Raw genomic sequence first — 26,708 nt, 5'->3', positions numbered from 1 at the left:
CGCGGCCGGGGACGGGCCGGTCGGCTCAGCGCACGAGCCAGCCGCCGTCGACGGGCAGGATCACGCCGTGGACGTACCGGGCGGCGTCGGACGCGAGGAACACGAGGGCGCCCGCCAGGTCGTCCGGCGTGCCCCACCGGGCGGCGGGGATGCGCTCGGCGATGGAGCGCTCGCGCGCCTCGTCGGCGCGGATCGGGGCGGTGTTGTCGGTCGCCATGTACCCGGGGGCGATCGCGTTGACGTTGACGCCGCGCGCGGCCCACTCGTTGGCGAGCGCCTTCGTCAGGCCCGCGACGGCGTGCTTGGAGGCGGCGTAGCCGGGCACGAGGATCCCGCCCTGGAACGACAGCATGGAGGCGACGTTGACGATCTTGCCGCTCCCGCGCTCGAGCATGCCCCGTCCCACGGCCTGCGAGAGGTGGAACACCGCGTCGAGGTTCACGGAGAGCACCGCGTCCCAGTCCTCGACCGGGTGCTCGGCGGCGGGCGCGCGGCGGATCGTGCCCGCGTTGTTGACGAGGACGTCGACGGCGCCGAGCGCCTCCTCGACCTCCGCGACGGCCCCGTGGAGCTCGTCCGGCGTCGCCGTCGTGAGGTCCCGCCGGACGGAGTGCACGCGGCGGCCGAGCGCCTCGACCTTCGCGATCGTCTCGGTCGGCAGGCTGCGGTCGAGCAGTGCGACGTCGGCGCCGGCCTCGGCGAGCGCGACCGCGCTGCCCTGCCCGAGCCCGCGGCTCGTGCCCGTGACGAGCGCGACCTTCCCGTCGAGCCGGAACTGGTCGAGGATCATGCGTTCGCTCCTTCGTTCTGTGCGGTGGTGCGGGCGGTGCCGGCGAAGCGGGTCGTCAGCGCCCCCAACCCCGTCACCCGGATCGTCACCGCGTCGCCGTCCGCGAGCGGCCGGTGGGTCGCGAGCGCGTCGGGCAGCTTCTGCGGCGTGCCGGTCGAGACGACGTCCCCCGGCTCGAGCGTCATGACCTGGCTGAGGTAGGAGACGAGGAAGGGGAGGCGGAACACCATCGTCGACGTGCTCTGCGAGACCGTCACCACGTCGTCGCGCACGACCTCGACCGTGAGGTCGTGGAAGTCGGGCACCTCGTCCGCGGTGACGACCGCGGGGCCGAGCTGGCCGAACCCGTCGAAGCACTTGCCCAGGGCCCACTGGCTCTGCCGCCGCTGCCAGGAGCGGTCGGAGACGTCGTCGAACAGCGTGTAGCCGGCGACGTGGTCCATCGCGTCCTCGACGCTCACCGCGTGGGCGCGGCGCCCGATGACGACGGCGATCTCGCCCTCGTAGTCGACGTCGTCCGCGACGGCCGGCAGCGCGACGACGTCGTCCGGCCCGCTGAGCGTGTTCGGCGTCTTGACGAAGACGTCGGGGAACTCCGGGTCGTTCGTCGTCGGGTCCTCGCCGTCGGGCACGTGTCCGCGGTAGTTGTACCCGAGGCACAGGATCGCGCCCGGACGGACCGGGGGAGCGAGCCGGAAGTCGTCGGAGGAGGGCAGCGACGCCGGGTCGGCACCCGCGACCGCGTCGCGTGCCCGAGCACCGAGGGCGGCGTCCGCGAGGACGTCCGTCACCGTGACGCCGGGTCCCAGGGCCGTCGCGAGGTCGAGCAGGCGGTCGCCCGCGCCGTAGGGCACGAGCGCGCCGGGGCGCTCCTCGCCGTCGTGGACGTGCGTGACGAGCCTCACCAGTACCGCACCCAGCCCGGGACGGTGTGGCGCACGAGCGCCTCGAGGTAGAAGTAGTCGCCCCACAGGCATCCCTCGTCGACGCCGACGCTCTTCGGCGCGTCGTAGACGGAGTGGAGCAGGAGCGCGTCGGACTCGACGCCCTCGGCGGCGGGCGTGTACCCGGTGACGAGCGCGCGCAGCATCTCGCGCCCGGCGCTCGCGTAGCGCTCGCGCCGCTCCGGGTCGGTCTCGACCGACGCGAGCTCGTGCAGGCCGGAGGCCGCGATCGCCGCGGCCGAGCTGTCGCGCGGGGCGTCGCTGCCGTCGGTGTAGACGAGGTCCCAGAACGGCACGCCGTCGGAGGGCAGGTGCGCGAGGAAGTAGTCGGCGCAGCGGCGCGACGCCTCGAGCAGCGCGGGGTTCTGCGTGACCTGGTAGTTCATCGCGAAGCCGTAGATTCCCCAGGCCTGGCCGCGGGCCCAGCACGAGTCGTCGCCCGCGCCCTGCTCGGTGCCGCCGCGCAGCGGCTCGCCCGTCACCGCGTCCCAGTAGAACGTGTGGAACGTCGTGTCGTCGTCGCGCAGGATGTGCGCCTCGAGCTGCTCGGTGTGGCGGCGCACGGCGTCGGGGAAACGCGCCTCGCCGGTCTGCTCGCCCGCCCACGTAAGCAGCGGCATGTTCATGAGGCTGTCGATGATCGTGCGGCCGCGCTGGGCCGGGTCGGACAGGTCGCCCCACGCCTGGAGGATGCCCGCCGGCTCGAGGAAGCGGACCATGAGGTGGTCCGCGGCCGCCAGCGCGGCGGTGCGGGCGGTCTCGTCGCCCAGCAGGCGCCACGGCGCGACGCACGACAGCGTGTAGAGGAACCCGAGGTCGTGGGTCTGCAGGTCCTGGCCCTGGGCGACCCGGCGAGCGAAGTCCGCGACGTGCCGCTCGCCCGCGGCGCGGAACGCATCATCGCCGGTCATCTCCAGGGCGAGCCACTGCATGCCCGGCCAGAAGCTCGTGGTCCAGCCCCGGTTCGCGCCCTCGGCGAACTCGGGGGTCGCCGGACGCAGGGGGTAGCGGCCGTCGCGGGTCGTGTCGTCGGGGTAGCTGTCGCCGAACGTGGCGATGTTGCGACGGACCGTCGCGATCGCTGCGTCGAGGGCGGGAGCGAGCTCGGTGGCGAGCTCGGTGGCGAGCGTCATCAGGACTTCCTTCTGGTCGGCGCACGACGGCGCGCCGACGGTCGTGTGCGGGTTCAGTGGGCCGGGGAGGCGGTGGGGGCCGCGTCCAGCACGGAGCGCAGCGCGTGGCGGGCCGCGCCCCAGGCGACGAACAGCAGCGGGGCGAGGGCGAGGCCCAGGCCCACGGCGGGCTGCGCCGCGACGAGCGAGAGGAGCATCCCCAGCACGAGCAGCGAGGGCGCCGTGAGGTACCAGCGGCGCACGCCCGCGAAGAGCGCGACGCGCAGCAGCACGCGAAGCCGGAGGGTCGGGTGGTCGGGCAGGGCCACCGCGGCGACGAGCGCGGTGAGCGACCCGAGGACGCCGAGCGTCACGAAGAACGGGATCGCGACCGCGCCGACGGGCAGGGCCCAGACCGCGCGCACGTCGACGGCGACCACGACGAGGAGCCCGGTCGTCATCGCCCCGAGCGCCGCGGCGCGGCGCCAGTGCGTGCGGTACCCGCGCCAGAACGTGCGCACGGGCTGGACGGTCCCGTCGGCCGAGAACGCCCGGAAGACCTCGAACGCCGCGACGAGCGCCGGGGCGCACAGGGGCGCGACGAGTGCGATCGCCGGCCAGGAGGCGGCCGGGTCCGTCGTCAGGAGGAGCACGACGACGGGCAGCGCGCAGAGCACGACGAGCACGTTCGTGACGAGCCCTGTGTAGACCGTGCCGAACGCGAGCTCGTACATCTCGTGGTTGAAGATGCGTCGGCGTGAGGGCTGCGTCGAGCCCTTCGACGCGCGCACGGGCGTCCTGGCCGGGGTGACGGTCGTGGTGGCCACGGCGTCAGCCCTTCACGCCGGTCGTCGCGATGCCCTCGACGAAGTACCGCTGGCCGAGGAGGAAGATCACGGCGATGGGCAGCACCGAGAGCACCGAGCCCGTCATGATGAGCGCGTACTCCGCGTTGTACTGGCTGATGAACGTCTTGAGACCGAGCTGGACGGTCCACAGCTCGGGGCTGCGCAGGTAGATGAGCGGCCCGAGGTAGTCGTTCCAGGTGTTGACGAACGTCAGGAGCGTGAGGCTGGCGATCGCGGGCACCGACAGCGGCAGCATGATCCGGCGCCAGATGCCCCACTCGGACAGCCCGTCGATGCGCGCGGCCTCGTTGAGCGACTCGGGGATCGACTCGAAGTACTGCTTCATGAGGAAGACGCCGAACGCGCCGAACGCCTGGAGCAGCAGGATCGACCACAGCGTGTTGGCGAGCCCGAAGTCGGACAGCATGACGAACTGCGGGATCATGTACGACTGCCACGGCACGGCGATGGTGCCGATGTAGACCAGGAAGAGCACGTCGCGCCCGGGGAAGCGCATCCGGGCGAACCCGTAGGCGGCGAAGCTCCCGGTGAAGACCTGGAGGAACGTGACGCCGACGGACAGCAGCAGGGTGTTCCCGAGCCACGTCGTCATGTCCGAGCGCGTCCAGATGTCCAGGTAGTTCTGCCAGACCACGGGGTCCGGGACCCACTGGACGGGGACGGTGAAGACCTGGTTGTTGGTCTTCAGCGACGAGACGATCATCCAGACGAAGGGCAGCAGGAGCCCGGCGGCCGCGACCACCATGGCGACGTAGCCGGCGGTCTTGCCGACGGTCGAGCCGAGGCGCCGCTTCTCCGGCCGGAGCAGGGGCTCTGTGGCGAGGGGCGCGCCGGTGGGCGTCGGGCTGTCGAGGGTGGCCATCACGCCTCCTTCTTCTTGTTCCAGAAGAACTGGAAGAGCGTCACGGCGATGCAGATGAGGAAGAGGGAGACCGAGACCGCGGACGCGTAGCCGAACTGGTTCTCCACGAAGCCCTTCTGCCAGATGTACTGGCTCAGGACGAGGGTCGACTGCCCGGGGCCTCCGTTGGTCATGACGAGGATGAGGTCGAAGACCTTGAACGAGCCGATGGTGAGCATCACGGTGACGAAGAACATCGTCGGGCGCAGGCACGGCAGGGTCACGTTGAGGAACCGCTGCCAGGCGCTCGCGCCGTCCATGCGTGCCGCCTCGTGCAGCTCGGCGGGCACGGTCTGCAGCCCGGCGAGGAGGAGCAGCATGTAGTAGCCCATCTCGCGCCACGTGCCGACGATGATGACGGCGGGCATCGACCACGTGGCGGACGTCGTCCATCCGGGCGGGTCGTCGACGCCGAGGGCGGTGAGGAACTGGTTGATCGGGCCGAACTCGGGGCTGAACAGCATGTTCCAGACCACGGCGATCGCGACGATCGAGGTGATGTAGGGGAAGAACGCGACCGTGCGGAAGAACGCGACCCCGCGCATCTTGCGGTTGAGCAGCAGGGCGAGCCCGAGCGCCGCAGCCAGGGTGAGCGGGATGTGCACCACGGCGTAGTAGAGCGTGTTGAGCAACGCCTTGTGGTAGCTGCCGTCCTGGACGAGGCGCGTGTAGTTGTCGAACCCGGTCCAGTCCGCCACGCCGAACACGTTCCAGTTCGTGAACGACATGTAGAACAGGACCAGCACGGGGACGAGCGTCAGGATCGTGAACCCGACGAAGTTCGGCAGGATGAAGCTCCAGCCGATCAGGGTGTTGCGCCACTTCAGCCGGCTGCCCGGCCGGCGGCGCGGGGCGGGTGCGCCGGCCGCGGCGACGAGCTCGCGCTCTTCGACGGCGTTGGTCGCCATGAGGGGGACTCCTGTGGTCGATTCCGGGTGGTCCGCGGTGGTGGCCCGGCCGGTCGGCCGGGCCACCACGGTCGGCGTCAGCTGAGGCCGGCCTCGCTCTGGGCCCGCTTCCCGGCCTCCTCGATCGCGGCGTCGACGGCGGTCGAGCCGGACATCACGGCCGAGTGGAGGTCGTTGAGGATGTTCTGGACGATGGCCGTCTGGGCCGCCACCGGGTTCTCGGGGCGCGTGTCGTGCGTCGAGAACGCGAACTTCGACAGGTCGTCGCCGGGCACGCCCTCGAGCGCGAAGAACGTCTCCGTGACGGTGTCGTTGGTGAGCGCCGGGGTGATGCCGATCTCGGCGAGCGCGTTCGCGCCCTCCTCGCCGGCGGCGAACCGGAGGAAGTCCTTCGCAGCGCCGATCTTCGCCTCGTCGGTCTTGGGGTTGATGCCGAGGCCGGTCGGGTCGCCGAACGTCACCGGCGTGCTGTCGGTGCCGGTCGTCGAGGCGTCGGCCTGCGGGATCGGCGCGATGCCCCACTCGAAGTCGTTGGCCTCGCCCGACGCCTGCTGCGCGATGAGGGTCGCGGTGTACCACGTGCCCATGGGCAGCATGGCGGCCTTCTGGAGGCCGAACTCGCCCTGGTAGGTCAGGGTGTTCGTCGTGATCGTGCCGAAGTCGGCCTGCGCGCCGGCGTCCTGGAGCGCGAGCGCGCGCTCGTAGAAGGGCGCGAGGTACGCGTAGTCGCCCGAGAGGAGGTCCGCGTCCTCGCCCTGGGCCAGGGCGAAGCCCTGGACCGTCGACTGCCAGTTGTGCAGGTACGTGCCCTTGACGCCGTCCGCGGAGAGCGCCTCGGTGATGTCCTGCGCGGCCGTGCCGTAGTCCTCCCACGTCCACGAGCCGTCGGGTTCGGCGACGCCCGCCTGCGCGAAGAGGTCCTTGTCGTAGTACAGGACCCAGGAGTCCTGGCGGTACGGCACGGCGTACGACTTGCCGTCCTCGGCCTCGTACTGGTCGAGACCGCCGGTCGCCGGGTCGAGCTCGCCCACGACGTCGGAGACGTCGAGGAGCTGCTGGCCGTTCGAGTACGTCACGAAGTCCTTGAGGTTCTTCAGGACGTACACGTCAGGAGCGGTCCCCGCGGCGAGGTCGGCGGTCATCGCCGTGGCGTAGTCGTTGCCCGCGGGGTACTCGACGACCTCGACGGTCACCTCGGGGTTGGCCTCGTGGTAGGCGTCGGCCAGCGTCTGGAACTCGGGCGTGGAGTCGAGGCTCCACCCGGCGAGCGTGAGGGTGACGGGACCGTCGGCGGTGGTCTCCTCGCCGCCGCCGCCGGTCCCCCCGCCGCAGGCCGTCAGGGTCAGGGCGATCGCGGCGGTGGCGCCGATCGCGATCGGGGTGGTGCGCTTCATCCCTTGCTCTCCTTCGAGTTCGGCGGCCCGACGTCGGGCCTGGTCCCGCCCGGCTCCTGTCGCCGGGTCGGGGTCGTTCGGGGTGGGTCAGGGCAGGTCGGTGAGGGTGCGTTCGCCGTCCGGCCAGTGCACGACGACAGCTCGGCCTGCCGCCGCGAGCTCGGGTGCCGGCATCGTGCGGCGCGGTACCGAGGGGTAGGTGTCGCGGGGCGGCCCCGCGAGGGTGAGGAGCACCGCGCGCCAGCGCCCGGGCTCGACGGGCAGGTCGACGACGTCGACCGCGGACTCCTCGCCGAGCGGCGAGGCGCCGGTGCGTCGCTCGCGCCCGGTCGCGGCGGTTCCCTCCCCGAGCACCGCGAGCTCGGCGACGAGGCCGTCGCCGGGGACGACGGGCCAGCCGCCGACGCGCAGGTGCAGGGCGGCGGCGTCGACGCCGTCCGCGAGCTCGTCGACGCGCACGAGCCGGACCTCCCAGGGGCCGCGCACGAGCGAGACGACCGTGAGGGTGCCCGCATCGGTCGCGGTGCCGGGCAGCCCGGAGCCGTGGTCGCGCCCGTCCGTGTCGGCGTCCAGCCAGTGCGCGCGCGCCACGGAGCCGGACACGCCGACGGGCTCCTGGTCCGCGCGGGACTCGACGCGCGTGCCGAGCACGCGCCAGCCGGTGCGGTGCGTGGCCCGGCCGCGGGCGTCGACGAGCGTGACGCTCTGGTCGACGGGCGAGACCCGGCTCGCGGGGTCCGACCAGGGCGCGGTCGCGGTCGAGTAGGCGAGTCGTGCGTAGAGCGGGGAGTCGCCGACGCGGTCGCCCTCGCGGGCGTGGTCGGTGCCGTGGTTGACGACGCGCACGACGCCGTCGGCGCGCGTCCCGCTCACGATCCAGCCCGGGGCTGCCACGGCGCGCAGCACGTCGCCGCGCTCGACCGGCAGCGGCTCCTCGGGTGCTGTCCAGACGGGGTGGTCGGCCGGCAGCGCGAGCCCGAGCAGGCCCTTGCTCGCCCAGTAGGGCGACCCGGGACCGGTGTACGACTGCGAGATCGGCGCCCACTCGTGGTGCCAGCCCTGGGTGAGCAGGCCGCGGTCGTCGGGGGCGCCGTGGCGCACGAAGTGGTCGACGACGCCCGACGCGGCCCGGCGCAGCAGCCCGAGGGAGTGCGAGGGCACGTCAGCGATCGCGCCGACCCAGAACGGGGCGGCGGCGGCGAACCGGTAGGTGAGGGAGCGGCCCTGCAGGAGCGGCGACCCGTCGGCGCCGACGAGCGCGAGCGCGTCGTCGAGGAAGCGGTCGAGGAGCTGCACGTCGCGCTCGCGGCGCGGGGCGGCGAGGTCCTGCGCGCCGCGCATGCGTGCCCACAGCGTGGGGTACAGGTGCAGGGCCCACCCGTTGTAGTGGTCGTAGGACCGCTCGTCGCCGTCGGCGAGCCAGGCGTCGGCCCGGACGAACGTGTCGTGCGTCGCGAGGTCCTCGGTCATCTCGTCGAGCGAGTGCGGGCCGCCCACGGAGCGCAGGAACGTCTGCACGACGAGCCGGAACCACACCCAGTTGATGCGCGGGTAGGTGTCGTCGCCGACGGCCTCGGCGAGGTAGTCGACGAGCTGCTCCTGCACGAGCGGCGACAGGCCGTCCCAGACCCACTCGCGCGTGAGGTCGAGCACGAGGGCGAGCGAGGCGGCCTCGACCTTGGCCTGCGCGTGCTCGGACAGGCGCAGCCACCGGTCGGGGGCGTGCGGGTCGGAGCCGGCGGCGAGACCCTGGGCGTACCACTCGGCGTACCCGTGCGGGTCGGCGCCGCGCTCGCCGGCGAGGCGGAACCCCGCGAGCAGGAACGTGCGGGCGAAGCCCTCGAGGCCGTCGACCGCGCGCCCGTACCCGCCCTCGGGGCCGGGCAGCGTGATGCGGGCGTGGCCCGGTGAGGCGTAGGGGAGGACGGACGCGAGCAGGTGGTCGCCGAACGCCGCCCAGCGCGCACGGTCCCACCCGGTGAGGGGGCTCGTGGCGAGCGGCGCGGTCGGCTGCGACCGCGTGCTCTCGAACGTCATCGTGTCCTCCGTCGTGCTCCGCGCCTCCGTGCGCGGCGGCTGTGCAGGGTCGGTGACGCGACTCACGTTGTGCGATCACTCACCGAACATGTTCGGAGTCAATCGTTCACAAACGGACGCTGTCAAGCGCGTGTCGATTCTGTTATGATCGGTTCTGATCGTTATAGCGCTCGTGATGCGCAGGACGCGCCACCTCGTCCGGCACTCACCTGCGAGGACGCCGGGAGTCCCGGGGTCCGGTGCCACCACCTCGACGGAGAGAGATGCCCACGCCCTTCACCGGCCCGCTCGCCGCGACCTTCGCCGCCCGGACGGGCGACCCCGTCGAGCGCGCCGCCTCGCTCGCGTCCCTGCTCGCCGACCCCGCGTGCGCCCTGCCCGTCCCGCCCGCGTCCGACCGCTCGGTGTGGTCCCCGGAGGAGGGGCGCGTCGACCGCGAGACGGTCGCGGCGGTGCTCGCGCGCGCACGGGTCGACCTCGGGACGCCGTGGCCGCTGCCGTCGGCGAGCACCGCCGCGCGCCTGCACCGCGACGGCGACCGGACCGCCCACGAGGAGCTCGTGCACTCCCGGCAGCAGCGGTTGTCGCGCGCCGTCGTCGCGGCGGCGGTCACGTGCGAGGACGCCTGGGTCGACGAGGTCGCCGACGGCGTCTGGGCCCTGTGCGAGCAGTCCTCCTGGTGCTGGCCCGCGCACGACGACGCGTGGGCGACGCGCGGCTGGGTCGTGCCCGACCTGGACCGTCCGTACCTGGACCTGGGGGCGGGCGAGGTCGTCGGCCAGCTCGCGTGGGCCGACCACGTGCTCGGAGACCTGCTCGACGCGCGCTACCCGGGCCTGCGCGCCCGCGTGCGCGCCGAGGCCCGCCGGCGCGTCGTCGAGCCGTTCCTCGAGCGGCGAGACTGGCACTGGATCGGGCTCGACGGCGACGTGCACAACTGGAACCCCTGGATCCACGGCAACGTGCTCGTCGCCGCGCTGCGCCTGCTCGACGACCCTTCCGACGCCGGGCTGCGCGCGCACGTCGTGGACCTCGCGATCGAAGGGCTGGACCGCTACGTCGCGGTCCTGCCGGACGACGGCGCGATCGACGAGGGCTACGAGTACTGGTGGAACGGGGCGTGCCGCGCGCTGGAGGCGCTGGACGTGCTCGCGCACGCGACGGGAGGTGCCCTCGACGCGCTCGACCCCGCCGCGCCCGTGCCGGCGCTGCGCGCGACGGTCGCGTTCCCCCACCGCATGCACCTCGGCGGCGACTGGTACCTCGACCTCGCCGACGGGCGTGCGCGCCCGCCGGCCGAGCAGCCGTGGCACGCGCTGCACCGGGCCGCGCGGAGGGTCGGCGACGAGGACGCGCGGCGCCACGCCGCGTCCTACCGCGTGCCGGGCGCGCCCGTCGCGGACGAGACCGCAGGCCTCGCGCGCCTCCTGCGTGCCCTGACCGACGACGAGTGGCTCGCCGCCGAGCCCGGCGCGGCACCCCTGCCGCGCGACGTGTGGCTCCCCTCGACGCAGGTGCTCCTCGCCCGCGAGGAGGTCGGCAGCGCCCGCGGTCTCACGCTCGCGGTCAAGGGCGGGCACAACGGTGAGCACCACAACCACAACGACGTCGGGTCGTTCGTCGTCGCGTCAGACGGTGTGCCCGTCCTCGTCGACGCGGGTCGGCCCACGTACACGGCCCAGACGTTCGGCCCCGACCGCTACGCGATCTGGACCATGCAGAGCTCGTGGCACAACGTGCCGGAGGTCGCGGGCACGCCGCAGGAGGCAGGTGCCGGGTTCGCCGCGCGCGACGTCGTCGCGGGCGACGGCGAGCTGTCGCTCGACCTCGCGGGCGCGTACCCGGTCGGAGGGCTCGGGTCGTGGCGCCGGGCCGCGCGGCTCGAGCGCTCCGGCGGCCCGGCCCGCGTCGTCGTCGACGACGCGTGGGACCTCGGCGCGGCCGCGCCCGCCGCCGCCGTCGTGCACCTCGTGCTCGCGGGTGACGTGACGACCTCGCCGGGCGCGGCGCGCGTCGTGCCGCTCGGCGGCGCGACGCCGGTCGTCGTGCGCTGGCCGGCGGACGTCCCCGTCGAGGAGACCGTGCGGGTGCTCGACGACCCGATGCTCGGCGGCGTCTGGGGCGAGCGCCTGACGCGCCTCGCGCTCGACGTGACCGGGCGCGAGAGCCTGCGGCTCGTCGTCGCGCAGGACGACACGCCGGGGACCGCGGCGCGCAGGACTCCCGCGCAGGACGCGGCGAGCGGCATCATCGACCCGACCGACGGCACCGACGCCGCCGGGGACACCCAGGAGGGGGCACCGTGACCACCGAGGATGTGCAGCGGGCACCGCTTGCCGCGGAGCGACGGGCGCACCTGCTCGCGTCGCTCGAGCGCGACGGCGTCGTCCGTGTCGCGGACCTGACGGACGAGCTGGGCGTGACCGCCGTGACCGTCCGCCGCGACATCGCCCAGCTCGAGCGCGAAGGGCTGCTGGCCCGCGTGCACGGCGGCGCGGTGCCGGTCGACGGCAAGGAGGACGCGCCCGAGCGCAAGCCGACCGCGACGATCGGGGTGCTCGTGCCGTCGCTCGACTACTACTGGCCGGGCGTGGTGCGCGGCATGGAGGCCGAGGCGCGTCGGCACGGCCTGCGCGTCGTGCTGCGGGGGTCGTCCTACGAGGCGGCCGACGAACGTCCCGCGCTCGAGCGTCTCGTCGCGGCGGAGAACCTGCGCGGCCTCGTCCTCGCGCCCCGCACGGACAGCCCGCACGCGCAGGAGCTCGTGCAGTGGCTCGCGCGGACCGAGGTCCCCTCCGTGCTCGTCGAGCGCGAGGCTGCGCTCGCCCCGCACCGCGAGGCGCTCGAGTCCGTCGTCTCCGACCACGCGCTCGGGGCGCTCATGGCGGTGCACCACCTCGCCGACCTCGGGCACCGGCGCGTCGGGCTCGTCATCTCTCGGCAGTCCCCGACGTCGCGCAAGATCGCGGCCGGATGGCGCGCGGCGTGCGCGGACCTCGGCCTGTCGTCGGAGGAGCACTTCGAGCGGTTGGCCCCGGACCGCCACCGCCCCGAGTTCGCCCAGGCGATCGCGGAGGTCGTCGACACGGCCGTCGCGTCCGGCACGACGGCGCTGCTCGCGCACTCGGACCCCGAGGCGTTCGCGATCGTGCAGAACGCGCAGGACCGCGGCCTGGCGGTCCCGGGCGACCTGTCCGTCGTCGCGTACGACGACGAGGTCGCCGGGCTCTTCAGCCCGGCCCTCACGGCGGTGCGCCCACCGCGCGCCGCCGTCGGGCACGCCGCCGTCGACCTGCTCGCGAAGCGTCTCGCCGACCCGTCGCGTCCCGTCCACCGGATCGCGATCAGCCCGAAGCTCGTCGTGCGGGAGTCGACCGGACCGGTCACGCCGCGCGGCTGAAGGACGACCGCGACCGCCCGACCCGCTCCGGCCGCAGACCCGTGAGACGGCTCACCCCCCGCACCGCGGGGGTGCGAGGGGTGAGCCGCATCGGACGGGGTCCGTGCCGGGCCCCCGCGGGGGCCGGAGGCAGGTTCAGCAGGCGGGCGCCGGGTGGGCGACCTCCTCGACGCTCTCGCGGTCGTCGCCGCCTGCCGTGCGGGCGGTCACGGTCACGGTCCCCTCGGCGGGCGTCGTCCGCACGGCGAACGACTGGTACGCGCTCTTGCCGGGTGCGACGTCCGTGAACGACTTCGACCCGTAGGCGGTCTCGACGTCGACGTCCAGCGCGACGTCGTCGTCGTTCGTCACGCGCACCGCGAGGTACGGCTTGCCCGCGAGGCAGCGCGTCTCGACGACCGCGGTCGTGGCGACCCCGAGGTCGTCCTCCTCGCCCGCGACGGCGACCCAGGAGAGGACCGGTGCCTCGGTGCCGCCGTCGTTCGCCACGGAGTACGTGACGACGGTCTCCTCTGTGAGCGTGAACTCGCCCGAGAGCACCTGAGAGCGCCCGAGGCTGCCGTGGGGGAACGCGACCTTGCCCACGGGCACGGTGACGGCCTGGCCGTCGGTCTCGGTCCACGAGACCGAGGTCTGCATGTTCCGGGCCTTGCCGCTGCCGACGTTCCACCACTCGGTGTGGCCCGAGGACACGGTGTACGTGCCTGCGGGGAGCGTGAACCGGTACTGCAGGGGCGTGCTCGCACCCGAGGTGTACCAGCCGGTCTCGCGCGTCTTGTCGTACGGGGTCTGGTTGAGCAGGCCCTTCGCGGAGTAGCTCGCGACCCGGCCCCAGCCGCGGTCGGCCGACCACGCGGCGTCGGCCTCGGCGTTGCGCAACGTGGCGCCGCCGGCCTCGACGTGGCCCTGCACGGCACCGAACGCCGAGGACGCGGGGACCGCGGGGGCGTTGGCGTCGACGAAGTACTGGACGCCGTCCGGCACGACCTCGACCTGGGCGGAGACGGCGAGCGACACGTTGTCGACGAAGGTCCCGGTGACGGTCGCCATCGCGTACGGCGTGTCGAACGCGCCCGCGGGGACGAACCACTCGACGGGGGCGTCGATCGTCGTGCCGGCCTGCGACGTCGCGCGGACGGTGGCCGGCAGCTCCGGCTTCTCGCCGACCGCGGTCGCGAGACGCGCGACGGGCGTCGCGACGGTGACCGGCGTGGTCTCCGGGTCGGTGACGACCGGGTCTCCGCCACCGACGAGCACGTCGACGCCGTCGAGCGTGAACGTGCCGCTGCGTACCGTGACGGTCACGGTGTGCGTCGTCGACCCGTCGAGCCCGCGCTGCCAGTACGACGTCTGGCGGTCGCCGGTCGATCCGACGTCCACCGTGCGCACCGGCTCCTCGTCGACCGCGACGTCGAGCGTCGCGGCGCCGGTCGCGCCGAAGAGGTTGAACCCGGTGCCCTCGACCTCGAAGACGGCCGAGCGTCCCGTGGACAGCACGTGCTGCGTGCGGTTGAGGTGCGCGTATCCGGCCTGCGTGAACGAGAAGCCGTCGGGGTAGGAGATGCGCGAGTCCGCGTCGTCGATCTTCGCCGACTCCCACGCCTGGCCCTCGATCGGGGTGATCGCCAGGTCGTCGTACTCGGTGTTGTAGTAGCCGCTGACGAGGGACACGCGGCCCGTGAGGACCGGGTTGGTGCTCGCGTCGACGTACCGCGCGAGCGGCTCGCCGTCGAGCGTCACGGTGATGACGGTGTCGCGGGCCTCGACGGACAGCGCGTGCCAGGCGTCGGGGTCGAACCCGGCGATGGTCCCGGACGCGACCGCGGTGCCGAGCTTGCGCAGCTGCCACGACCCGTCGGCGTGCACGCGCACGGCGTAGGTCGCGAGGTCCTCGCCCGTGGGCAGGAGCTGGCGCACGCCGAGGCCCGCGAAGTTCGCGAGCGACGCGTCGCGCACCTGGGTGTCGAGGCGGAAGTCGACCGACGCCGTGTAGTTCGCCCACGAGTGGTCGCCCAGCACGGTGGCCGGGGGAGCGGTGGACGGGCGGTCCTGCGCGTGGCTGCCCCAGACGTCCCACGTGAACCCGCGGTTCTCGGCGTGGATCTTCTGAACGAGCACGTTGCCGCGCTCGCCCTCGCGCTCCTCGACCTCGAACGCGCCGTTCTGGTCGGCCGTGTACCGTGGAGAGCCGCCGCGGCGCTCGACGTAGCCCATCGACGTGCCGTTGACGTCGGCTGCCGGGTAGTCGGCGTACTCGAAGTCGTCCGTGTACGGCAGCCCGAGCACCGTGTCCTGCGCCGGGGAGGCGTAGTCCGCACGGTCGTAGGCCTGCGTCGTGCCGTCGACGCCGAGCGGCAGCGTCGAGAGCGTCTGGATCGAGTACGGCGCGATCTCGACCTGGTAGACCGCGTACTCGGTGCCGTCGACCGTCTCCGTGCGCACGGGCTCGACGTAGCCGGTCGGCCGCAGCCAGTTGGCGTCGTACTCCTCGCCCGCGTCGGGGCCGCGCGTCTCCCACACGGTGAGCGGACGCGGCTCGCCGAGGTTCGCGACCTTGACCTCGAAGTGGCGTGCGGTCTTGGTGTTGTTCGCGTGCACCTGCGTGTAGTCGGGCTCGCCGCCGTCCGCGGCGGGCGTGCGCAGCGTCATGTAGGTGCGGGTCGAGGTGTCGACGTTCGTGCCGCCGTCGCCCTTCGTCCCGTCGCCGTACGTGGCGCCCTCGACGTACTCCCAGCCCGTCTCGGCGAACTGGTGGAAGTGGCGCACGAGCGCGACGCCGACGCCGCCCTCGTAGTATCCGGACCACGGGTCGGACGCGCGGACCAGGTGCTTGGGCGAGTACTGCGTGCCCTCGTACATCGCGCTCACCGCGGGCTGGAAGAGGAACGACGTCATGTGCGCCGGGTCGTCGCCCGCGCCGCTCCAGCGGTACGCGTTGATGAACCGGTCGGCGATGTCGACGGCGCCCACGGTGCCGCCGAGACCGCCACGGGCCGGGTCGGCGTTGATGCGGTACTCGGGGTCGATCATCGGGGCGACGCCCTCGGAGTACAGCACCTCCATGCCGTGCTCCTTGTTGAGCCGCGTGAGGTTCGGCCCGCCCGCGATGTCGTAGTGGTAGCCGATCGCGTCGACCTGTTCGAGCGCGGCCGGGCTCGCGAGGATGGCCGCGGCGACGGGCTCGACGTTGCGGTACGTGTCGAGCGCCACGATCTTGATGTCGCCGTAGTCGTAGCGCGCGTCCTCGGCCTCGGCGTCCTCCTCGAGGCGCTCGGCGAAGTCGACCACCCAGGCGAGCTCGGGCGCGATCGACGCCTGGCGGAAGCTGCCGCCGACCTCGTTCTGCGACGGGGACAGGTAGTCGAGCTCGACGCCGTACGTGTCGTACGCGGCGTCGATCGTCTCCTTGTACCACTGGTAGCGCAGGTCGGGGTCGGTCTTCGTCCACGAGGGCTCGCCCCAGCGCAGGGCCTCGGTCTCGATGTCCGGGTTGATCGACAGCGCGTCGGCGATGAAGTGGAACCCGGCGCCGCGCAGCACGTTGGCGGGCTCGTCGGCGCTGCGCTTCGTCGCGGGCTCGGTGCCGGAGGACGTGTTGTTGTCCGCGCCGAGCTCGACCTTGATGTGCTTGAGGCCGGCGCCCGTCTCCGGGTCGAAGATGAGGCGCATGATGCGCCAGTACGCCTCGGGGTTCTCCTCCTTGTAGTCGAGCAGGAGGTTGCCCGTGTTGTTGCACGACACGGAGCCGAAGCCGCCGAACACGTTGTACGGCGTGCCGTCCGCGCGACGCTCGACGTCCTCGCCGTCGACGAGGATCTGCTTCCAGTCGATCGAGGGGTCGTCGAAGCGCAGCTCCGGCAGGTCTGCGGGGAGCGCGGCGGTGGCGGCGGGCGCGTCCGGCGCGGACGCCGCGGGGGCGGCGGCAGCGAGACCGGTGACGGCGAGCGCGAGCGCGGTCGTCACGGCCGTCGCCGTGCGCCCGCGCCCGCGGCCGGGCGGTGCGTGGAGTCTCATGGGTCTGCCTTCCTGCCGCCGTCGTCGGCGGCGCGTGGGGGACGGGCGCGGAGCCGGGCCGGCGCGGTGCGCCGGCCCGGGCCCGCGGTGAGGCTCAGCCGCAGCTCGCGGCAGAGGTCGTGAGGTCGTGCCGCGCGTCGACGCGCTCTCCGTCGACGACGGCGCTCGCGGTGACGCTCACCTCGTGCGCGCCCGTGCTCGGAGCGCGCGCGGCGAACGACTGGTACGCGTTCTTCCCGGGCGCGACGGCGGCGACCGTGCGGGAGCCGAACGGCGTCGTGAGGGTCACGTCGACCGGCACCGTGTCGTCGTTCGTCGCGCGCACCGCGACGTACGCCGAGCCGGCGAGGCAGCGCACCTCGGCGTCCGTGCTCACCGCGAGGGCGGGCGCCGTGGCGGGGGCGGTGCCCGGGATCGTCAGCTCGCTGATCTTCAGGTACGACCCGGGCGTGTCGAACGTCAGGCGCAGCGCGTCCGTCGTCACCGCGTCGAACGAGACCGTGGTGCGCGACCCGTTCGGTCCCGGCCCGACGGCGCTCGCGGTCGTGGGCAGCCACGTGCCGTCCGCGTCGCGGTGCTCGACCGTGACGCCCGTGATCGTGCCCTCGGTGTTGGTGAGGTGCACGGCGTCGACCGACCACGGCTGCGCGGCGGCCACGGTGAACGTCACGCGGTCCTTCTTCCCCGTGCCGCCGGCCCACGTGGACCACGCGGTCGCGAGGTTGCCGTCGCACGCGAGGGCGGCGGGCATCGTGCCCCACTCGGTCTGGTGGAACGATGCGCTCACCGTCGTGCCGGGCTCGCGGCACACGTCGACGGGGCCGTCCACCTCGACGGTCGCCGTGACGTAGCGGCCCGCGAGCGGGCCGTCGCCGGCGACGTGCCCGACGAGCGCGTGCGTGCCCTTCGCGGCGAACGCGGCGTCGAGGCTCGTCGTGCTCCAGCCGGCGGTGAGGCCGTCGTAGCGGGTGCCGTCGACCGTGACGTCGAACGTCGGGTCGAACGCGTCGCGCTCGTCGACGTGCGCGGTGAACTCCCAGGGCTCCACAGGCTCGAGCGGGTGGAACAGCGTCGTGTTCGCGGGGTCCCACGAGCCGACGTTCTCGACCGTGACCTGGCCGTCGCGCACCTGGATGGGCGCCCACACGTAGCGCGACCGCTCGCCCGCGGAACCGTTGGGCTCGGTGATCCAGCGGTCGCCCATGTAGGCGAACCGGCCGGCCTCCTGGTCGAGCGCGATGACGAACGTCGGCTGGGAGTCGAAGCACTCCACCGGGTCGGCGTTCCCGACGCCGGTGCGCGCCGGGTCGCCGACGCACGGGTTACCGAGCCGCTCCCACTGGCCCGTCGCCGGGTGGCGGTCGCCGTTCCCGACGACGGCCTCGGTCGGTGTGATCATCGACCGGGACCGGTAGGCGACGACGGGCGTGGACGCCCAACCGTCCGTGCCGGACGTGAGCATGTAGTACCAGCCGTCGTGCTTGAAGACGCTCGACGCCTCGCGCGAGAAGTCCGGCAGCACGCGGTTCGAGAAGTCCTGGCCGAGCACGGCGTCGCTGCCCGTCTCGAGCGGCCCCGTGTACTCGGCGTTGAGCCGCGAGACATACATCCACTTGTTCATCTCGGAGGAGTAGACCGCGTAGGCGTCGTCGGCGACCGCGTCGACCGCGTGCTCGCCCGCGTCCTGGAAGATCGTCATGTCGCGCGAGTCGCCCTCGCGGCCCGCGTTCGGCACGCCCGGCGCCCAGTTCATCTTCGTGGTGTTGACGAGCTTGAACGGGCCCCACGGGGTGTCCGACGTCGCGAAGCCGATCTCGGCGCGCGAGTACCGCGATCCGACGTTCTGGTTCGTGGGGTCGCCGCCTCCGCGGACCCAGCGCACGAGGTCCGCGTTGTCCGCGAGCGGCCCGTCCGCGTGGTAGATGACGACGAACTTCTTCGTCCTCGCGTTCCAGAGCATCTTGGGACGCTCCATGATGTTGACGTTGCCGTTGAGGCGGTACGACGCGTTCGACAGCGCGGCCTCGTCGTACGTCGCGGCCACGCCCGCGGCCTCGTCGGCCCACGTCTCGACGTAGGGGGCGACGAAGTCCTTCGCGTCATCGATCTGCGTCTGCGTGGACGTGGCGTCGGGCGCGGTCTTGTTCGCGACCTCCTTGAGCGCGTCCAGCTTGGCCGGGTCCACCTCGACCGACGTCCCGGCGGCGTCCACGCGGAGCGTGAAGTGCTGGTGGCTGGGCAGGACGCGGCCCATGTCGTGCCACGTCACGAGGTCGGTGGACCAGTAGCCGCGCACGCCGTCGACGGGGCGCGTGGCGTTCGTCTTGTCCTCGCCGTACCAGAGGTGGACCTCCTGATCGGTCGTCCCGTCGCCGGTGATGTCGAGACCGACCTCGGCCTCGTCGACCGTGACGACCGAGCCGCCGTGGGCCTTGATCGTCTCGCCGTCCGCGTCGCGCCACGCCGAGCCGTCCGGTGCGGGGACCGTGCCGACGGCGGTCGTCGCTGACGGCGCCGCCGGGTCCGCCTCAGTCACGACGCCCAGGGCGGTCGCCGCGCGAGGACCTGTCACCGTGGGCGAGGCGGTCGCGGGCCCGGTGGCGACGCTGAGCGTGCCACCGAGGGCGAGGGCGAGGGCGATCGCGGTAGCGAGAGCGGGGGCGCGGCGCCGGCGGCGACGCGGTGGTCGGTCGTCGATCGGTCCGGCGGCAGCAACGGGCACGAGGATCTCCTTCGATCATTCGGTGCTCGCACGTGACGATCTCCGGTGATCGTTTCTGTTTGTTCACGTGCTACAACGTTCGTTCATGTCCGAAAGTAGAGGTCGTTCCGGGGAGAATCAACAGCGCCGGTAACGTGAACGGAAACGAACAACCGAGCCGTGGCCGCTCGACGCGCAGCGTCGTCGTCCGCGGACGAGGGCCTCCACCACCCCCTCCCCAGGGCGTGCCCGGCAGGTCCGAGCGGCGGGCGCGGTGCGCGCGCCCGCCGGGTCGTGGAGTCAGCGACCGATGGTGTCGAGCTCGGCGACGTCCTCCGTCGAGAGCGCCAGCGCCGCTCCGGCGAGGTTCTCGCGCAGGTGCGCCACCCGGGAGGTCCCGGGGATGAGGAGGATGTTCGACGAGCGTCGCACGAGCCAGGCGAGGGCGACGGACATCGGGGTGGCGTGCAGTCGCGCTGCCACAGCCGAGAGGGCGCCTGCCTGCAGGGGACTGAAGCCTCCCAGGGGAAAGAACGGGACGTAGGCGACGCCGTCCGCGGCGAGGTCGTCGATCAGCCGGTCGTCCCCGCGGTGGGCGAGGTTGTACAAGTTCTGGACGCACACGATCGGCGCGACCGCACGGGCTTCGGCGACCTGCTCGGCGGTGACGTTACTGACGCCGAGCCGTCGGACGAGCCCCTGCTGCTGGAGCTCGACGAGCGTCTCCATCGCCTCGGTGATCGGACCGGGCTGCGGCCCGTGGGCATCGCCCATGCGCAGGTTCACCAGGTCGAGGTGCTCCACGCCGAGGGACTCGAGGTTCTCTCTCACCTGACGGCGCAGGTCAGCCGGCGTGCGGGCGGTGGGCCAGCCGCCCTCGGCGTCGCGGTCTGCCCCGACCTTGGTCGAGATCAGCACCGACTCCGGGTAGGGATGCAGCGCCTCGCGGATCAGCTCGTTGGTCACGCGCGGCCCGTAGGCGCCGCTGGTGTCGATGTGGGTGATCCCTTGGTCGACGACATCGCGCAGTACCGCGATCGCGCCGTCCCGATCCGTGGGCGGCCCCATCACCCCGGGGCCGGCGAGCTGCATCGCCCCGTACCCGAAGCGGGTGACGGTGCGTCCGCCGAGGTCCCAGGTCCCCCCGGGGAGCGTGGTCGTGTGCGTGGTCATCTCGTCATGCCTCTCGTGTGCGTGGTTCATGAGGCTGGTGCTCCACCTCGTCGTGCACGAGCATGAGAGAGCAGCTCTCCGCAAGGAAGTACGCACTCCGAAGTGCGTTACCTCCCCGACGAACGGCGACACCCATGGCGACGCAGACCGCAGCCGAACGGCGTGCCCGAGCCAGGAGCGCCTACGACGCGTTCCTGGCCGCCTGCCCGAGCCGTCAGCTCCTGGACAGGCTCTCCGACAAGTGGGTCGTCCTGGTTCTGTGCGCCCTGGGCGGCGACGGCCCCGGCGGCGACGGGGAGCCGATCTCGCTGCGCTACTCCGAGCTGTCGCGCCTGATCGCGGGAGTGAGCCAGAAGATGCTCACCCAGACCCTCCGCTCTCTCGAGCGCGACGGGATGCTCACGCGCACCGTGACTCCGACGGTCCCCGTCACCGTCGACTACAGGCTCACCGATCTCGGTCTCTCGCTCCACCGGACCACGCGCGAGCTCAGGGCCTGGGCGCAGGACAACATGGACGCGGTGCACGCCGGCCGTAGCCGGTACGACACGAACGGCTGACGAGATCCGCGGTGATGGCGCCGGCCCGTTGACCGTCCCTGCCGACCGGGCTACTCTCTCGGCCCCCATTCGGAAAGTTCGGCCGAAATTTCGGGGCCGCGACACGAAGGAGTGCCTGATGGATGGATCGACCGACCGCGCGTGCGAGGGAACGCGGCGCCGACGCGGGGCGACGGGACTCGTCGCGGGCGGGCTCGTCGGCGGGCTGGCGCTCGCGGCCGGCCTCGCCGTCCCCGCCGCGGCCGAGAGCGTCCCGGTCGCACCCGACGACGCCCCGCGCGCGGCGCAGAGCGTCCCCGGGGAGGGGGCGCCCGCCGTCGGGCAGCCTGCCCTGACGGGTGCGCAGCGCGCGACGCTGGAGGCGTACCTGGAGGACACGTATACCTCGTTGGAGGCCATGACCGACGAGGAGACCGGCCTGCCCGCGGACAACATCGAGGGTGACCTGGACCCGGCGTCGAGCAGTGCGTACACGTCGCCGACGAACATCGGCGGCTGGCTGTGGTCCACCGTCGTGGCGCGCGACCTGGGCCTGCTCGACGAGGCCGAGGCGCGCGACCGCCTCGCGACGACGATCGACACGGTCGCGTCGCTCGACCGGCACGACGCGAGCGGCATGTTCTACAACTGGTACGACCCCGCGACGGGCGACCGGGTGGAGACGTGGCCCGACGACGGCAACCCGGTGCACCAGTTCCTCAGCTCGGTGGACAACGGCTGGCTGGCCGCGGGCCTGCGCGTCGTCGCGGAGGCGGAGCCGAGCCTCGCGGACGAGGCGCTGGCCGTCTACGACGGCATGCACTTCGGCGCGTTCTACAACGCGGAGGCGCGGCCGGACCTCGGCGTCGGGCTGCTGCGCGGCGGGTTCTGGGACGAGGAGCCGCCCGGGTGCTCGGTCGCCGGCGACTACCTCGGCACGGGCACGGACGTGTACTACACGTGCCACCACTACGACACGACGGTCTCGGAGACGCGCATCGCGACCTACCTCGGCATCGCCGAGGGCGAGGTACCGCCGGAGGCCTACTACGCGAGCCACCGCACGTTCCCGGACACGTGCGACTGGTCGTGGCAGGAGCAGAAGCCGATCGGCGAGACGCGCGAGCACCTGGGCGTCCCGGTCTTCGAGGGGGCGTACCGCTACCGCGACCTCGCGGTCGTGCCGGGCTGGGGCGGCTCGATGTTCGAGGCGCTCATGCCGGACATGCTCGTCCCCGAGGCCGAGTGGGGCCCGACGTCGTGGGGCGTCAACCACCCGCTCGTCGTCCGGGCGCACAAGGAGCACGGTCTCGACGAGGCCGGCTACGGGGTCTGGGGCTTCTCGCCCGCGAGCAACCCCTTCGGCGGCTACGCGGAGTACGGCGTCGACGCGATCGGCCTGCGCTCCGACGGCTACCTGTCCGACGGCGAGACCGACGTCGACCTCGGCTTCGAGGGCTGCCGCGAGGCCACGAACCCCGCGCCGGAGTTCGGTGACGGCGTCGTGACTCCGCACGCGTCGTTCCTCGGGCTCGCGTACGACACCGAGGGCGTGCTCGACAACCTGGCCCACCTCGCCGACGACCTCGGCGCGTACGGGCCGGGCGGGTTCTACGACGCCGTCGCGGTCCGCTCGGGCACGGTCGCCGAGCGCTACCTGTCGCTCGACCAGGCGATGATCGTCGCCGCGATCGGCAACGTCCTCGACGACTCGCGCCTCAAGGACTACTTCGTCGACGACCAGCTCGAGGACGCGCTGCGCCCGCTCATGGAGGCGGAGACGTTCTCGGCGGCGGCCGACCTCACGCCCGGCGTCGGCGCCGACGTCGAGGTCGAGGCGCGCTGCCTGGGGAACCGGGCGGCCGTGGCGGTGCGCGCCACCAGCACGTCCGACGGCCGCACGACCGTGGAGCTCGCCACCCCGTACGGGACGCGGTCGTACGACGACGTCGCCCCGCACCGCAGCACGTACCGGGCGTTCTCGGCGCGCACGGCGGAGATCCCGTCGGGCACCGCGACCGTGACGGTCACGTCCGACGACGGCGCGACCGTCCAGGAGCTGCCCTACCGCTACGCGGGGGTCTCCTGCGGCTGACCGCCCCGCACCGCGGCCGACCGCCGCGCCGCGCGCGTCAGGCGCGCGGCGCGGCGGTCGACGCGCGCACGACGAGACTCGTCGCGAGCTCGGTGCGCAGCGTGCGGCCGCTCGCGGTGCGCGCCCGGTGCACGAGCGCCACGGCCGAGGCGCCCATCTCGACGAGCGGCTGGCGCACCGTGGTGAGCGGGGGGTCGGTCCAGGGTGCGACGGGCAGGTCGTCGAACCCGATGAGCGAGACGTCGTCCGGCACGGAGCGCCCCGCCTCGCGGAGCGCCCGCAGCGCGCCGAGCGCGGTGTCGTCGCTGCACGCGAAGACCGCCGTCGGGGGGTCGTCGAGGGCGAGCAGCCGCTGCGTCTCCTCGTAGCCGGCGGCGACCCCGTAGGTGCTGAGGCGCACGAGGTCGTCGTCGACGGGTACGTCCGCCTGGATGAGCGCGGCGCGGTAGCCCGCGAGGCGGGCGAGCGCGTTGTCCTGCTCGGGGACGCCCGTGATCGTCGCGATCCGCCGGTGCCCCAGGGCGAGCAGGTGCGCCGTCGCCTCCAGCGCGCCCTGGAAGTTGGCCGCGCCGACGCTGAGCACGTCCTCGGGCGGACGGCGGCGCGGGTCGACGACGACGAGCGGCACCCCGGCCGCGGCGAGCGTGGCGCGCGCCTCGGCGTCGGGCACGGCGACGACGCTCACGAGACCGTCCGTGCCCCGCGCGAGCGCGTGCCGGACCCACGCGCCGCAGTCGTCGGGGTCCAGCTCGACGGACAGCACGACGTCGAGCCCGAGGCGCCGCGCCTCGGCGACCGCCCCGCGCACGACCGCCTCGGACCACGGCCCCTCGAAGTCGACGATGCGGACGTCGACGAGCCCGGTCCTCCGGGACGTGGGGGGCCGGATCTCGTAGCCGTGCCGGCGCAGCACGCCCGCGACCCGTTCGCGCGTCGCCGCCGAGACGTCCGGGCGCGCGTTGAGCACCTTCGACACCGTGGGGACGGACACCCCGGCGTCGGCCGCGACCTGCGCCAGCGGGACGCTCCGGCGACCCGGGCGCGCGGCGGTCATCGGGACCCGTCGCGGCAGTCCTGACGGGCGGTCCCCGTCGCGCGTGCCGCCGACAGCCAGCCCCGCGGGTCCTCGCTCGCGACGAGGTCGGTGCCGGACACGAGCCAGGTGGCCCCGGCGTCGAGCGCGCGGGGAGCGATCTCGCGCGTGACGCCGCCGTCCAGGCCGACGTCGTGACCCGCGCCGACGACCTGCTGGACGGTGGTGAGCGCGTCGACCTGGAACGCCGAGCCGGCCTCGCCGGGCGTGATCGACATGACGAGGACGTCCGTCCCGGGCTCGACGGACGGCACGCCGGTACCGGGCGAGAGCGCGACCCCGGCGCGAGCGCCCCGGGCGCGGACCCGGTCGAGGGCGGCACGCCAGTCGCGCGTCCCGGCGTGCACGACGACGAGCTCGCAGAAGTCGGCCCAGCGGTCGACCTCGCGGAGCGGCTCCTCGACCATGAGGTGCGCCTCGGCGGCGAGCCCGCTGCCGGCCGTCACCTCCGCCGCCTCTGCCGCGGTGAAACCTCCCGCCGCGGCGAAGCGCCCGTCGGTGTGGTCCCAGTGGACGGCGCGGAGCCCGGCGCGGGCCAGCCGGTCGGCCTCGGCGGCGACGCGGTCACGCGGCGTCGACCAGAAGGACGCCGCGACGCGGGTGCGGGCCGCGCTCATCGCCCGGCACCGCGCGTGACGGGCGGGAGCTCGAGCAGGGCCTCGGCGCACCGCTGCTCGGTGACGAGCGCGGAGACGAGGCCGGACCGGGTCACCGCGTGCACGGCGGCAGCCTTCTCGTGCTCGGCGGCGACGGCGATCACCTGGGGCACCCGCGCGAGCTGGCGTGCGGAGATCGACAGGCACCGCTCGGCGAAGTCGGGCACGAGGTCGCCCTCGGCGGTGAGGAGGATGCCCGCGATCTCGGCGCGGACCCCGCGTGCCGTGAGGTCGTCCCGCTCGTCGCGCCCGAGGACCTCGCGGAGCTGGGAGATCGGCGGGTCCCACGAGCCGATCGCCACGACGGCGACGTCGACCCGGTCGAACAGCGAGAGCGCGCGGGCGATGTCGGGCTGGCGGCGCAGCGTGGCGGCGGTGGCGGCGTCCTCGACGACCAGGGGCGCGAAGATCGCGTGGGCGTCCCCGCCGGAGCGCAGCGAGACGCGACGGATCACCTCGACGGGGGAGTCGGACAGGTCGGAGCCGACCGCACCGGTGAGCTGCACGACGGTGACCGGGGGCAGCGCGGTGAGACGCTCTGTCATCGCCGTGAGCGTGCGCCCCCACGCGAAGCCGAGGGTGTTCCCGGGGCGCAGCGACCGGGTGAGGAGCTCCGCGGCGGCGGCGCCGACGTCCTCGCGGAGCTCGGCGATCGTCTCGCGCCCCTGGACGACGAGGCACTCGTCGAGGCCGAGGTGCGTGCGCAGGCGTGCCGAGAGGGTGGGGTCGACGACGCCGGCGTCGTCGACGGTGATCGTCACGATCCCGGTGGCGAGGGCCTGCTCCAGCATGCGGGCGACCTTGAAGCGGGAGATCGCGAGCTCCTCCGCGATCTCGACCTTGGAGGCCGAGTCCACGTAGTAGCGGCGTGCCACGTGCGCGAGCTCGTGGCGTGAGAAGTCCGTCATGTCCCTCATTCTTGCTCATCTGAGCGTCCAGTTGCACACATGTTATCGATCCGTGATCGGGGCGTGTTGCCCGCTCTGCCCGCTGCTCCATAGTATCGCCATACGAGCAATCGCGTGCTCATATGAGCACCCGCAAGGAGGCGAGAAGTACATGTCGCGACGACGCGTCCCCGACGAGGTCGGGATCGCGGGGATCTTGATCCTCGTGGTGGTGGTGATGAGCCTGCTGTCCCCGAACTTCCGCACCGCCGGGAACTTCGAGGTGCTGCTCCTGAACGGTGCGGTGGTCGCGCTGCTCGCCCTGGGCCAGACCTTCGTGCTCCTCACGGGTGGCATCGACCTCTCGACGGGGTCCAACCTGGCCCTCACGGGCATGGCGGCCGCCCTGGGGATGCAGGCCGGCCTCCCGTGGTGGGCCGCCACCCTCCTCGCGCTCGTCGTCGGCGTCGTCGTGGGCCTGGTCAACGGCGTCTTCGTGCACTACCTCCGGCTCCCCCCGTTCATCGCGACGTTCTCGATGTTCGGCATCGCCGGCAGCATCCCGATGATCCTCACGGGGGCGGCGTCGGTCACGGTGCGGGACCCGATGTTCGCCTTCCTCGGCCGCGGCAGCGTCTTCGGGATCCCGACGCCGATCCTCGTGGTGGCGCTCGTCGCCGTCGTCTTCAGCGTCCTCCTGGCGCGCACGAGCACCGGCGTCCACATCTACGCGCTCGGCGGCAACAAGGAGACGGCGCGCCTGGCGGGCATCCACACCGGGCGCACGACGCTCTTCGTCTACGCGGTCTCCGGCCTGTGCGCCGCGCTCGCGGGCGTCGTGACGACCTCGCGCCTCATGGTCGGCTACCCGTCCGCGGGATCGGGCAACGAGCTGTTCTACTCGATCGCCGCCGCCGTGGTCGGCGGGGTGAGCCTGTTCGGCGGGGTCGGCTCGATCGGGGGCGCCCTGCTCGGCGCGGTCCTCATCGCGACCGTCTCGAACGGCATGAACGTCGTCGGCGTCGACAGCTTCTGGCAGCCCCTCGTCATCGGCGTGATCATCCTCGCCGGCGTCAGCCTCGACACCTACCGCCGCTCGCTCTCGACCACCGGAGGCAGGGGCAGGCTCCTGCTCCAGCTCCTCTCACCACGCCGCGCCTCGCGCGCCACGTCCTGACCCACCGCTCGAAGGAGA

General features: G+C 73.2%; 19 protein-coding genes. 5 read left to right on the top strand and 14 right to left on the bottom strand.

What is annotated here, in order from left to right:
• Positions 1-25: 25 nt before the first annotated feature.
• The 8 genes from kduD to ACZ4MO_RS13875 all read right to left on the bottom strand — a co-directional run bounded on the left by kduD (position 26) and on the right by ACZ4MO_RS13875 (position 8,955).
• Entirely contained in the window at positions 26-790 is a 765-nt protein-coding gene (gene kduD, locus ACZ4MO_RS13910) for a 2-dehydro-3-deoxy-D-gluconate 5-dehydrogenase KduD (protein ID WP_209829313.1), read from the bottom strand.
• The gene (locus ACZ4MO_RS13905) at positions 787-1,695 is read right to left on the bottom strand and encodes a fumarylacetoacetate hydrolase family protein (protein ID WP_255437309.1); all 909 of its coding nucleotides are present in this window, start codon (positions 1,693-1,695) and stop codon (positions 787-789) included. The genes kduD and ACZ4MO_RS13905 overlap by 4 nt, the downstream gene beginning before the upstream one ends.
• Entirely contained in the window at positions 1,692-2,867 is a 1,176-nt protein-coding gene (locus tag ACZ4MO_RS13900) for a glycoside hydrolase family 88 protein (RefSeq protein WP_175009444.1), read from the bottom strand. Before ACZ4MO_RS13900 ends, ACZ4MO_RS13905 begins: the two co-directional genes overlap by 4 nt.
• Before the next feature lie 53 nt (positions 2,868-2,920).
• Complete coding sequence (locus ACZ4MO_RS13895; protein WP_175009445.1) at positions 2,921-3,673, bottom strand: DUF624 domain-containing protein; 753 nt, start codon at positions 3,671-3,673, stop codon at positions 2,921-2,923.
• Between the two features lie 4 nt (positions 3,674-3,677).
• Positions 3,678-4,577, bottom strand: coding sequence for an ABC transporter permease subunit (locus tag ACZ4MO_RS13890; protein WP_175009446.1), 900 nt, complete (start codon positions 4,575-4,577; stop codon positions 3,678-3,680).
• Positions 4,577-5,524, bottom strand: a complete 948-nt coding sequence (locus tag ACZ4MO_RS13885; protein ID WP_175009447.1) for an ABC transporter permease subunit — start codon at positions 5,522-5,524, stop codon at positions 4,577-4,579. Before ACZ4MO_RS13885 ends, ACZ4MO_RS13890 begins: the two co-directional genes overlap by 1 nt.
• A 77-nt stretch (positions 5,525-5,601) precedes the next feature.
• The gene (locus tag ACZ4MO_RS13880) at positions 5,602-6,918 is read right to left on the bottom strand and encodes an extracellular solute-binding protein (protein WP_175009448.1); all 1,317 of its coding nucleotides are present in this window, start codon (positions 6,916-6,918) and stop codon (positions 5,602-5,604) included.
• An 87-nt stretch (positions 6,919-7,005) separates the two neighbouring features.
• Entirely contained in the window at positions 7,006-8,955 is a 1,950-nt protein-coding gene (locus tag ACZ4MO_RS13875; protein WP_175009449.1) for a DUF2264 domain-containing protein, read from the bottom strand.
• Positions 8,956-9,218: 263 nt separating this feature from the next.
• On the opposite strand from ACZ4MO_RS13875, the gene ACZ4MO_RS13870 reads away from it, so the two are divergent.
• Both ACZ4MO_RS13870 and ACZ4MO_RS13865 read left to right on the top strand, forming a co-directional pair.
• On the top strand, positions 9,219-11,261 hold the full coding sequence (locus ACZ4MO_RS13870; protein WP_175009450.1) for a heparinase II/III domain-containing protein: 2,043 nt from the start codon (positions 9,219-9,221) through the stop codon (positions 11,259-11,261).
• On the top strand, positions 11,258-12,355 hold the full coding sequence (locus ACZ4MO_RS13865) for a substrate-binding domain-containing protein (protein ID WP_255437310.1): 1,098 nt from the start codon (positions 11,258-11,260) through the stop codon (positions 12,353-12,355). Before ACZ4MO_RS13870 ends, ACZ4MO_RS13865 begins: the two co-directional genes overlap by 4 nt.
• Before the next feature lie 135 nt (positions 12,356-12,490).
• Here ACZ4MO_RS13865 and ACZ4MO_RS13860 read toward each other — a convergent pair whose 3' ends face one another.
• The 3 genes from ACZ4MO_RS13860 to ACZ4MO_RS13850 all read right to left on the bottom strand — a co-directional run bounded on the left by ACZ4MO_RS13860 (position 12,491) and on the right by ACZ4MO_RS13850 (position 20,243).
• A complete protein-coding gene (locus ACZ4MO_RS13860) occupies positions 12,491-16,369 on the bottom strand; it encodes a hypothetical protein (protein WP_186810462.1) in 3,879 nt (1,292 codons plus the stop codon).
• A gap of 94 nt (positions 16,370-16,463) precedes the next feature.
• On the bottom strand, positions 16,464-18,905 hold the full coding sequence (locus ACZ4MO_RS13855) for a discoidin domain-containing protein (RefSeq protein WP_175009451.1): 2,442 nt from the start codon (positions 18,903-18,905) through the stop codon (positions 16,464-16,466).
• Positions 18,906-19,370: 465 nt separating this feature from the next.
• On the bottom strand, positions 19,371-20,243 hold the full coding sequence (locus tag ACZ4MO_RS13850; protein ID WP_175009452.1) for an oxidoreductase: 873 nt from the start codon (positions 20,241-20,243) through the stop codon (positions 19,371-19,373).
• A gap of 134 nt (positions 20,244-20,377) precedes the next feature.
• On the opposite strand from ACZ4MO_RS13850, the gene ACZ4MO_RS13845 reads away from it, so the two are divergent.
• The gene (locus ACZ4MO_RS13845; RefSeq protein WP_175009453.1) at positions 20,378-20,803 is read left to right on the top strand and encodes a winged helix-turn-helix transcriptional regulator; all 426 of its coding nucleotides are present in this window, start codon (positions 20,378-20,380) and stop codon (positions 20,801-20,803) included.
• A 118-nt stretch (positions 20,804-20,921) separates the two neighbouring features.
• Positions 20,922-22,877, top strand: a complete 1,956-nt coding sequence (locus tag ACZ4MO_RS13840) for a glucoamylase family protein (RefSeq protein WP_175009454.1) — start codon at positions 20,922-20,924, stop codon at positions 22,875-22,877.
• A 37-nt stretch (positions 22,878-22,914) separates the two neighbouring features.
• On the opposite strand, the gene ACZ4MO_RS13835 is transcribed toward ACZ4MO_RS13840, so the two are convergent.
• From ACZ4MO_RS13835 to ACZ4MO_RS13825, 3 genes are read right to left on the bottom strand one after another with little or no spacing between them, the layout of a single operon-like run.
• Positions 22,915-23,931 (bottom strand): substrate-binding domain-containing protein, encoded by a 1,017-nt coding sequence (locus tag ACZ4MO_RS13835; RefSeq protein WP_175009455.1) that lies wholly within the window; start codon positions 23,929-23,931, stop codon positions 22,915-22,917.
• Positions 23,928-24,587 carry a hypothetical protein gene (locus tag ACZ4MO_RS13830; protein WP_175009456.1) on the bottom strand — a complete coding sequence of 220 codons (660 nt, stop codon included), beginning with the start codon at positions 24,585-24,587 and terminating at the stop codon, positions 23,928-23,930. Before ACZ4MO_RS13830 ends, ACZ4MO_RS13835 begins: the two co-directional genes overlap by 4 nt.
• On the bottom strand, positions 24,584-25,534 hold the full coding sequence (locus tag ACZ4MO_RS13825) for a sugar-binding transcriptional regulator (RefSeq protein ID WP_167405690.1): 951 nt from the start codon (positions 25,532-25,534) through the stop codon (positions 24,584-24,586). The genes ACZ4MO_RS13830 and ACZ4MO_RS13825 overlap by 4 nt, the downstream gene beginning before the upstream one ends.
• Positions 25,535-25,685: 151 nt before the next feature.
• On the opposite strand from ACZ4MO_RS13825, the gene ACZ4MO_RS13820 reads away from it, so the two are divergent.
• Positions 25,686-26,690, top strand: coding sequence for an ABC transporter permease subunit (locus ACZ4MO_RS13820; protein WP_175009457.1), 1,005 nt, complete (start codon positions 25,686-25,688; stop codon positions 26,688-26,690).
• Positions 26,691-26,708: the final 18 nt, after the last annotated feature.

The organism is Sphaerisporangium cinnabarinum (assembly GCF_055567015.1).
The sequence above is the reverse complement of the archived record's forward strand: the minus strand, read 5'-3'. Positions and strand labels throughout refer to the sequence as shown.